Annotated in this window: 7 protein-coding genes; 1 reads left to right on the top strand and 6 read right to left on the bottom strand. The window is 53.6% G+C overall.

Annotated features, from left to right (window positions below):
- Window positions 1–51: 51 nt before the first annotated feature.
- From kdpE to kdpF, 6 genes are read right to left on the bottom strand one after another with little or no spacing between them, the layout of a single operon-like run.
- On the bottom strand, window positions 52–750 hold the full coding sequence (kdpE, locus tag FC814_RS21390) for a two-component system response regulator KdpE (protein WP_137326440.1): 699 nt from the start codon (window positions 748–750) through the stop codon (window positions 52–54).
- Entirely contained in the window at window positions 747–3,431 is a 2,685-nt protein-coding gene (kdpD, locus tag FC814_RS21385) for a two-component system sensor histidine kinase KdpD (protein WP_137326439.1), read from the bottom strand. Before kdpD ends, kdpE begins: the two co-directional genes overlap by 4 nt.
- Window positions 3,424–3,996, bottom strand: a complete 573-nt coding sequence (gene kdpC / locus FC814_RS21380; protein ID WP_024212468.1) for a K(+)-transporting ATPase subunit C — start codon at window positions 3,994–3,996, stop codon at window positions 3,424–3,426. The genes kdpD and kdpC overlap by 8 nt, the downstream gene beginning before the upstream one ends.
- Window positions 3,997–4,004: 8 nt before the next feature.
- Complete coding sequence (gene kdpB, locus FC814_RS21375; protein WP_137326438.1) at window positions 4,005–6,053, bottom strand: potassium-transporting ATPase subunit KdpB; 2,049 nt, start codon at window positions 6,051–6,053, stop codon at window positions 4,005–4,007.
- Window positions 6,054–6,075: 22 nt separating this feature from the next.
- Complete coding sequence (kdpA, locus tag FC814_RS21370) at window positions 6,076–7,749, bottom strand: potassium-transporting ATPase subunit KdpA (RefSeq protein ID WP_137326437.1); 1,674 nt, start codon at window positions 7,747–7,749, stop codon at window positions 6,076–6,078.
- Complete coding sequence (kdpF, locus tag FC814_RS21365; RefSeq protein WP_001365534.1) at window positions 7,749–7,838, bottom strand: K(+)-transporting ATPase subunit F; 90 nt, start codon at window positions 7,836–7,838, stop codon at window positions 7,749–7,751. The genes kdpA and kdpF overlap by 1 nt, the downstream gene beginning before the upstream one ends.
- Before the next feature lie 313 nt (window positions 7,839–8,151).
- Between kdpF and FC814_RS21360 the strand changes: the two genes are divergently transcribed.
- On the top strand, window positions 8,152–8,358 hold the full coding sequence (locus tag FC814_RS21360) for a YbfA family protein (RefSeq protein ID WP_000424926.1): 207 nt from the start codon (window positions 8,152–8,154) through the stop codon (window positions 8,356–8,358).
- Window positions 8,359–9,211 lie beyond the last annotated feature (853 nt).

Below are 9,211 nucleotides of genomic sequence, written 5' to 3'. Positions count from 1 at the left end.
GATAGAAACAGAAGCCACTGGAGCACCTCAAAAACACCATCATACACTAAATCAGTAAGTTGGCAGCATCACCCAAAGCATAAACCGATACCCAATACCGGTTTCAGTAATAAAATGGCGAGGCCGAGCCGGGTCTTGTTCCAGTTTTTGCCGCAGATGCCCCATATAAATCCGCAAATAGTGGCTGTGTTCAACCGCATTTGGCCCCCACACCTGGTTGAGTAACTGGCGCTGAGTGAGCACTTTCCCGGCGTTATTAAGCAGCACCGCCAGCAGGCGAAACTCAATCGGGGTGAGATGCACCTCCTCTTCACCGCGATGGATCACCCGAGCCGCTAAATCGACGGCCACATCGGAAAATTTCACCACCGGATCGGGCGCGGCGGTGGCTGAATGGCGGCGTAAGGCGACGCGCAGACGAGCCTGAAGCTCGCCAATGCCAAACGGTTTACTCAGGTAATCATCAGCTCCGGCATCCAGCGCGGCGATTTTGTCGCTCTCTTCACTACGTGCGGAAAGCACAATCACCGGCACCGCGCTCCACTGGCGCAGGTCGCGGATAAACTCAATCCCATCACCGTCGGGCAGACCGAGATCGAGAATAATTAAATCCGGCTTGCGGGTTGCCGCTTCCAGTAAGCCGCGTTGCAGCGTTTCGGCCTCAAAGACGCGCATACCATCGCCCTCCAGCGCCGTGCGCAGAAACCGACGAATAGCCTGTTCATCTTCAACAATCAGAACGTTTGTCACATATCCTCATGAAATTCTTCAAGTTCAGGGGCAGTTTGCTGGGGAAGTGTAACACGAAAACAGGCACCACCTTCCGGTCGGTTGAACGCGGTAATGGTGCCGCCGTGTACATCCACAATCGCCCGACAAATTGCCAGCCCAAGCCCTACACCCGGCACCACCGATTCTTTATTCCCACGCGCAAACTTATCGAATATCGTCTGCTCCTGGCCTGGAGGAAGACCGAAGCCATTATCCCAGACATCCAGTTGTAGCTTCTCGCCCTCAACGTGGGCATCAATACCAATTTCGGCCTGCGCACCCGCGTATTTCACCGCGTTCTCCAGCAGATTAATCAGCACCCGTTCAAAGAGTGGTCCGTCAACGTGGATTAAAGTCAGTGGTTCTGGCAGAGAAAGGTTGATGGGCGACGATAATCCCGGTTCCAGCATTTGCAGCGCGCTGCCGACCACTTCTTCCAGCGTTAACCACTCTTTCTTCAAATTAAAGCCGCCGGACTGAATTCGCGCCATATCCAGTAGATTATTCACTAGTCGGGTAGTGTTCAGCACATGCTGGCGAATCTCGCTGGCCTGGCGGGCGTGGGGCGATCCTTCGCTTGCCAGATCGAGCGTTAAGATTTCAGCCTGACCGAACAGCACCGTAAGCGGAGTGCGTAAATCATGCGAAAGTGCCGCCAGCAGGGCGTTGCGGATCTGTTCACGTTCGCTTGCCATCCGCGCCTGTTCTTCGCTGGCGGTCAGCGTCAGGCGTTCCAGGGCATTGGCAACTAACAGCGTAAACGTCTCCAGCAGGCGCTGCTGTTCCGGGATCATCAACTGGCGCAGATTCCCCGGTTCCACCACCACCAGACCGTAGGTTTTCTCGCCGCTTTTTAACGGCAAAATCTGGTACGGCACGCCGGGTAACGTGTCGGTGCCCGCGCCCGCAGGCAGGCCTTTATCAAAACTCCACTGCGCGATGGCATCGTCCCACGGCGTCATTCCTTGCGGATGTGTCATTGGCTGCAATTTTCCATTGTCATCAGGCAGCAACACCTGACTGCGAGCATGAAACGTGGAGGCAATAAACTGTTCGCTGGTGGCGGCGATATCCTGCGAACTGCGGCCCACAGCCAGAGCTTTCGACATTTCATATAAGTGTCGTGTGCGTTGCTCGCGGTAGCGGGCTACCCGCGCCTGATAACGCACGCCAGCAGTAAGGTTCCCGATCACCAGTCCGACGGTTAACATCACCGTGAAGGTCAGCAGATACTGCACATCAGAGACGGCGAGCGTGCCGCGTGGGGCGATAAAAAAGAGATCGAAACTCACCACATTAATGACGGTGGCGACCACTGAAGGCCAGCGCCCATAAAATAGCGCCACCACTACCACGCCTAACAGATACAGCATCACCAGGTTGGCGGCATCAAACGCCATCAGCCACTGCATGGCAATTAAGGTGATAACGGCGCATAACGCGGCGGCAACCACGCATCCCTGAATCTGTACCCGCCACTTGTCTTTAAAAGAGCGGCTATCCGGCGCGTTGTTAATCGTGCGGGCGGGTGGTTCATCAAGCGCGACCAGCACCTGATCGAGATCGGGGGCGATGCGCGCCAGTCGGTCAGCAAACGTTTCCCGACGCCACCAGCGGCGCGAGGCCGGGCGACCGAGAATAATCTTGCCGAGATTATGTTCACGGGCATAACGCACTACGGCTTTTTCTTCCGCTGGATCAGAAAGTGTTGCCGTCTCTGCGCCCAGCTCCTGCGCCAGACGTAAGGCGCGGAGAATTGCCCGACGTTTTTTCTCCGGTAAGCGGTGCAGGGCAGGGGTTTCAACATACACCGCGTGCCAGACGCTCCCCAGCCTTGACGCCAGCCGCGCCGCCGCGCGAACCAGTTTTTCGCTGCCGGTGTTATGGCCGATGCATAAAAGGATCGCGTCACGCGTGTGCCAGACTTTCTCTTCGCCAGGATGTCCCCGCCAGGCGCGCATTTGTTCATCTACGCGATCGGCAGTACGGCGCAGTGCCAGTTCGCGCAGGGCGATCAGATTGCCTTTGCGGAAAAAATGTTCAATGGCGCGCTCCGCCTGCCCGGCAATGTAGACTTTGCCTTCTTTCAGCCGTTGACGCAGATCGTCCGGGGGCAGGTCCACCAGCACCACGTCGTCGGCAGCATCAAAAAAAGGATCAGGCACGGTTTCCCGTACCTGAATTCCGGTGACGCCGCTGACCACATCGTTCAGACTTTCCAGATGCTGAACGTTGACGGTAGTGAAAACATCAATGCCAGCTTCCAGCAGCTCTTCGATGTCCTGCCAGCGTTTGGGATGACGGGAACCTGGCGCATTACTGTGCGCCAGTTCGTCCATTAAGATCAGTGCCGGACGGCGGGCGAGGGCAGCATCGAGATCAAACTCGCTGATGTGCCGCCCACGGTACGCCTGGCGTTTTAGCGGCAGAACAGCCAGCCCTTCCAGCATTGCGGCAGTATCTTTCCGACAGTGGGTTTCTACCACGCCAACCACAATATCCAGCCCTTGCGCCCGCAGTCGCTGTGCTTCTGCCAGCATCGCCCAGGTCTTCCCGACGCCTGCACAGGCACCGAAGAAAACTTTTAGCTTCCCCCGATGCGGCGCGGCAGTTTGTTCCAGCAGACGGTCGGGATCGGGACGTAAGGGTTCGTTATTCATCAAGCTTATCCAGCGCCAGATTGAGTTCGACAATATTGACGACCGGCTGGCCGATAAAATTCACCAGCGGTTGTTGGCTGTATTTTGCGACCAGTTGCGTGAGTTGTTCAACGCTGAGATTACGCGCTTTCGCGACGCGTGGGATCTGCCAGGCCGCCGCTTGCGGGGTAATGTTATTGTCCAGCCCGCTTGCCGACGCCGTCACCAGTTCAACCGGAACGCTCGTGCTGGCATCCGGGTTTGCTGCCCGTAACGCGGCAACGCGTGCAGCTATCTGTTTATCCTGCTCCGGGTTACTGACCGCCAGATTACTCCCGCCAGAAGCCTGTGGATTATAGGGCATTTCTGCCGTTGCCGATGGGCGGCCATGAAAATAGCCGTTGCCGGTAAAATTCTGCCCGATTAACGCTGAGCCGCGTACCGTATCACCTTCACGAATCAACGAACCGTTGGCCTGCCAGGGAAACCACCATTGCCCCAGCGCGGTGGTCAGTAGCGGATAAACACCGCCAGTGATCAATAACAGAAAGAGAAATGTCGATAATGCCGGACGTAATCCACTCATGGTAACCCTCACACCAGACCGCAAACGGTCAGCAGTAAATCAATCACTTTGATACCGATAAACGGCACCAGCAGCCCACCCAGACCGTAAATCCATAAGTTACGGCGCAACATGGCAGAAGCGGTAAGCGGTTTATAACTCACGCCTTTTAACGCCAGAGGAATCAAAAAGACGATAATTAAGGCGTTGAAAATCACCGCACTGAGAATGGCGGAGTCGGGCGAATGCAGGCGCATAATGTTCAGCGTATTTAACTGCGGATACGTTGCCGCGAACGCCGCCGGAATAATGGCGAAGTATTTCGCTACATCGTTGGCAATGCTGAAGGTGGTCAGCGAGCCACGGGTCATCAGCATCTGTTTGCCAATGTGCACCACCTCGATCAACTTGGTCGGGTTGGAGTCGAGATCCACCATATTGCCCGCTTCTTTCGCTGCCTGGGTGCCGGAGTTCATCGCCACCGCGACATCTGCCTGCGCCAGCGCCGGAGCATCGTTGGTGCCGTCGCCGGTCATCGCCACTAAACGGCCTTCTGCCTGATACTGACGAATCAACGCCAGCTTGGCCTCCGGTGTCGCTTCGGCGAGGAAATCATCGACGCCCGCTTCCGCAGCAATGGCGGCGGCAGTCAGACGGTTATCGCCGGTAATCATCACCGTTTTAATGCCCATTTTACGCAGTTGCGCGAAACGCTCTTTTATGCCGCCTTTGACGATATCTTTCAGTGCAATAACGCCCAGCACACGGGAACCTTCTACTACTACCAGCGGCGTGGCACCCTGACGCGCAACGTTATCAACTTTTTGATCGACATCGGCAGGGAAGTGACCACCGTTAGCCTCAACATGGCGGCGAATGGCATCGACAGAACCTTTACGGATCATACGGTTATCGATGTTGATCCCACTCATCCGGCTTTGCGCAGTAAACGGCACAAAAGTAGCGTGAAGCGACTGCACATCGCGCTCGCGCAGGTTAAAACGCTGCTTGGCGAGGATCACAATACTGCGGCCTTCCGGCGTTTCGTCGGCCAGCGAAGCCAGTTGTGCGGCATCGGCCAGCGTTTTTTCCTCTACGCCCTGCGCGGGGATAAACTCCGACGCCTGACGGTTACCTAGCGTGATGGTGCCGGTTTTATCCAGCAGCAGAACGTCAACGTCGCCCGCCGCTTCAACGGCACGTCCGCTGGTGGCGATAACATTCGCGCCCAGCATCCGGCTCATCCCGGCGACGCCGATCGCTGAAAGCAAGCCGCCAATAGTCGTTGGGATCAGACAGACCAGCAGCGCCACCAGTACCGTTACGCTGACCGCGTTACCGCCCCAGGCAGAAAATGGCCACAGCGTTGCGGTTGCCAGTAAAAAGACGATGGTCAGGGCAATCAGCAGGATGGTCAGGGCAATCTCGTTCGGCGTTTTACGTCGCTGTGCGCCTTCCACCATTGCGATCATCCGATCCAGAAATGTCTCGCCGGGGTTAACGCTGCATTCAATCACCAGCCAGTCAGAAAGAATACGCGTTCCGCCGGTGACGGAGGCAAAATCACCGCCGGATTCACGGATCACCGGAGCCGATTCCCCGGTGATGGCGCTTTCATCGACCGATGCGCCGCCTTCAATGACTTCACCATCGCAGGGGATAATATCGCCAGCTTCTACCAGTACGATATCGCCTTTACGTAGTTGATCGGCAGGAACTTTGTCCGCCGCAGCGCCATATTTCGGCTCACGCAGCTTGCGGGCAAAGGCAGTTTTTTTCACCCCTTTCAGACTGTTGGCCTGCGCTTTACTGCGGCCTTCTGCCAGCGCCTCGGCGAAATTAGCGAACAGTACGGTGACCCACAGCCAGCCGCTAATTGCCGCGCTAAACAGCGCATTGCCAGGCATCGCGCCGCTTGCCATCGCGATGCTAATAACGGTGGTCAGCAGACTGCCTATCCAGACGATAAACATCACCGGATTGCGGCATTGCGCCTGCGGGCTTAATTTTTTCACCGCTTCTTTTAGCGCCTGAACGACAAGTGTTGGTTCGAATAGCGCCAGTTGTTTACGACTCATATTCAGTGCTTACTCAAGATCATCAGGAGAGATATTCCGCCACCGGACCAAGCGCCAGGGCAGGGATAAAGGTCAGTGCGCCAACCAGCAACACGGTGCCGATTAACAGGCCAACAAACAGCGGGCCGTGCGTAGGCAGCGTGCCGGAGCTGGCGGGTTGGCTCTTTTTACTCACCAGCGAACCGGCAATCGCCATCACCGGAATAATCACCCCGAAGCGACCGACAAACATGCAGAACGCCAGTAAACAGTTCCAGAATGGTGAGTTGGCGCTTAAGCCGGCAAAGGCGCTGCCATTGTTGTTGGCGGCGGACGACACGGCATACAGCACTTCGCTAAAACCATGCGGTCCAGGGTTGAGCATGGCGCTACGTCCGGCGTCGGTCATCATTGCCAGCGCCGCGCCCATCAGCACCAGCGTCGGGGTGACCAGAATCGCCAGCGCGGTCAGTTTCATCTCGCGCACGTCGATTTTTTTACCCAGATATTCCGGTGTGCGACCAATCATCAGCCCGGCAATAAACACCGCCAGCAGGACGAACAGCATCATGCCGTAAAGGCCAGAACCAACGCCGCCGAATACCACTTCACCAATTTGCATCAACCACATCGGCACCATGCCACCAAGAGCGGTAAACGAATCATGCATCGCAATCACCGCACCGCAGGAAGCTGCTGTAGTCACGACCGCAAACAGGCTACTGACCAGCACGCCGAAACGGCTCTCTTTACCTTCCATATTGATGCTGCTGTCTGCGCCGAGTGCCAGCAGATGCGGATTACCCTGAACTTCTGCCCACATCACCACGCCTACGCAGATGACAAAAATCACCGACATCGCCCACAGCAACATGCGCCCCTGGCGGCGCTTGCCCGCCACTTCGCCAAAGGCAAAACACAGCGCCGTTGGGATCAAGAAGATCGCCAGCATCTGCACGAAGTTGGTCAGTGCTGTTGGGTTTTCAAACGGATGCGACGAGTTGGCATTAAAGAAACCGCCGCCGTTAGTGCCGAGCATCTTGATCGCTTCCTGAGAAGCTACCGGTCCCATCGGTAACAGTTGTTGTACACCTTCAACGGTCGTCACCGGCTGATAGGGCAGAAAATTTTGCAGCGCACCTTGTTGAATAAAAAACAGTGCGATCAACAACGCCACAGGGGCTAACACCCATAACGTGATGCGTAGCAGATCGAACCAGGCATTGCCGAGCGTGCTCATGCTCTGGCGGGTAAACGCGCGGATGAGGGCAAAAATCACCGCAATCCCGCTGGCGGCAGAAAGAAAGTTTTGCACTGTTAAACCCGCCATCTGGCTGAAATAGCTCAACGTGGTTTCACCGCTATAAGATTGCCAGTTGGTATTCGTGACAAAGCTGACGGCGGTATTGAGCGCCAGATCCCACGACAGCCCCGGCAACTGCTGCGGATTAAGCGGCAGATAGTGCTGACCGAGCAACATAAAAAACAGCACCGCCAGCCCCAGCATGTTCAGGCAGAGAATGGCAGAGAGATATTGCTTCCAGTTCATCTCGCGACCAGAGACGCCAAGTGCGCGAAAGAGTACGCACTCAACGCCCACCGTACCGGGAAGAGGAATATCATTAATCAGCCGCGCCAGCCCGCTGCCTAAAGGGCGCGCCAGCACCATCAGCACCAGTAAAAACGTGGCGATCAGTAAGAACCCTTGCGCAGCCATCAGAACGCCTCCGCATTGATCAGGGCATAAACCAAATAACCCAGTAATAAAAACACCAGCAATACGCCGGCTATCACGCCTGCACTCACAGTGCACCTCCAGTGGCCTAAAAGTGATACCGGAAGGGTAGAATTCTGGCTGCAAAGATTTCGCAAAAATCTGCGGGCGGGGTGTAAAAAAAGTATAAAAATGGCAAAAGCCATGATTTAACTAATGATTAGTATTAATTTAACTTTCATGTAACTTAATTACACGGTGAATGTAAATAAACCATCAATAAGCAAAAATAAGTGGTCGGATGAGTAGTAAAATTACACAAAAGGCGGTACTATTTTCATCAGATAAACAAATTCATTTTTCCGGTGCCATTCACCGGGTAGATACAAAAAGGGGGAGAAAAGTATGGAACTCTACAGAGAATATCCTGCATGGCTTATCTTTTTACGCCGTACTTATGCGGTTGCAGCGGGCGTACTGGCGCTGCCTTTCATGCTTTTCTGGAAAGACCGCGCCCGCTTTTACAGCTACCTGCATCGCGTCTGGTCGAAAACCAGCGAGAAACCGGTGTGGATGGATCAGGCCGAAAAGGCAACCGGTGATTTTTATTGATTGCCTGCGCGTTTAAGCCAGCCTCGTATCAGGGGGCTGGTTTAGGGGTTTTGCATCAACGGATTCCTTGGCGTTGTTCATTTCATCACTGTTTTAGCATCAAGTTTCGATAATATCCTTTCAAAGGACAGCTCGGGATGCGCTCGCCTTCATTGTCGCTCAAAGCGACTATATCGTCAGAAATCTCCAGTTAGGTTGTATCCTCCATTACACACTTTCCTGAAACTTCAGGGTAAAGTGAGAAAGTCGCTATCACTTTTGCTCATTCCAGCATCTAAATAAATTCCGAATTTTGCTATTAATATCGCTACCGCAATAAAAGCAGGTAGTAAAGAGAGTAATATATACTTTATTGATATGTTAAGAATAATTTATTGTTAACATATCTAATACGATAAGATGTGTTGCTGTTAATAAAAAGCTTCAAGAGTTATAGTTGATAATTAAAATACACCCGATATTTCATCTTTTTCTATGCAAGATACAGTTTTATTAGAGGCCATTTTTATATGGAGGCGGTAGCGTGTCTGTTACTAGTGATTTTATTTGCAAGGTGAATATATTGGGGTTGTTAAATACATAACGATGTGTCTGTTCCGGTCGTTGTAAGCATGGATAATCACTTAATATTCTTAGTGGTTATGGCTGGAAAGGTAAAATTAGCAGCAAAGCGGCGATAGATATTACCTTCATGACTGAAAAATAAATCACAACCATTATTAAATATTTTATTCAAAGGGACTCTTTCCATTATGACGGAATATTATGTAAATGAAGCCGGTGATGCTGCCAACTTACTGATTTAGTGTATGATGGTGTTTTTGAGGTGCTCCAGTGGCTTCTGTTTCTATCA

It is taken from the genome of Escherichia sp. MR (genome assembly GCF_005280595.1).
In the GTDB taxonomy this organism is placed as follows: domain Bacteria; phylum Pseudomonadota; class Gammaproteobacteria; order Enterobacterales; family Enterobacteriaceae; genus Escherichia; species Escherichia ruysiae.
Note: the sequence above shows the minus strand (reverse complement) of the source record. Positions and strands in the feature narration are given on the sequence as shown.

What these genes read in the sequence shown, in the direction of transcription:
- kdpD (WP_137326439.1), bottom strand. Translation starts at nt 3,431, where the DNA reads ATGAATAACGAACCCTTACGTCCCGATCCCGACCGTCTGCTGGAACAA.
- kdpC (WP_024212468.1), bottom strand. Translation starts at nt 3,996, where the DNA reads ATGAGTGGATTACGTCCGGCATTATCGACATTTCTCTTTCTGTTATTG.
- kdpB (WP_137326438.1), bottom strand. Translation starts at nt 6,053, where the DNA reads ATGAGTCGTAAACAACTGGCGCTATTCGAACCAACACTTGTCGTTCAG.
- kdpA (WP_137326437.1), bottom strand. Translation starts at nt 7,749, where the DNA reads ATGGCTGCGCAAGGGTTCTTACTGATCGCCACGTTTTTACTGGTGCTG.
- FC814_RS21360 (WP_000424926.1), top strand. Translation starts at nt 8,152, where the DNA reads ATGGAACTCTACAGAGAATATCCTGCATGGCTTATCTTTTTACGCCGT.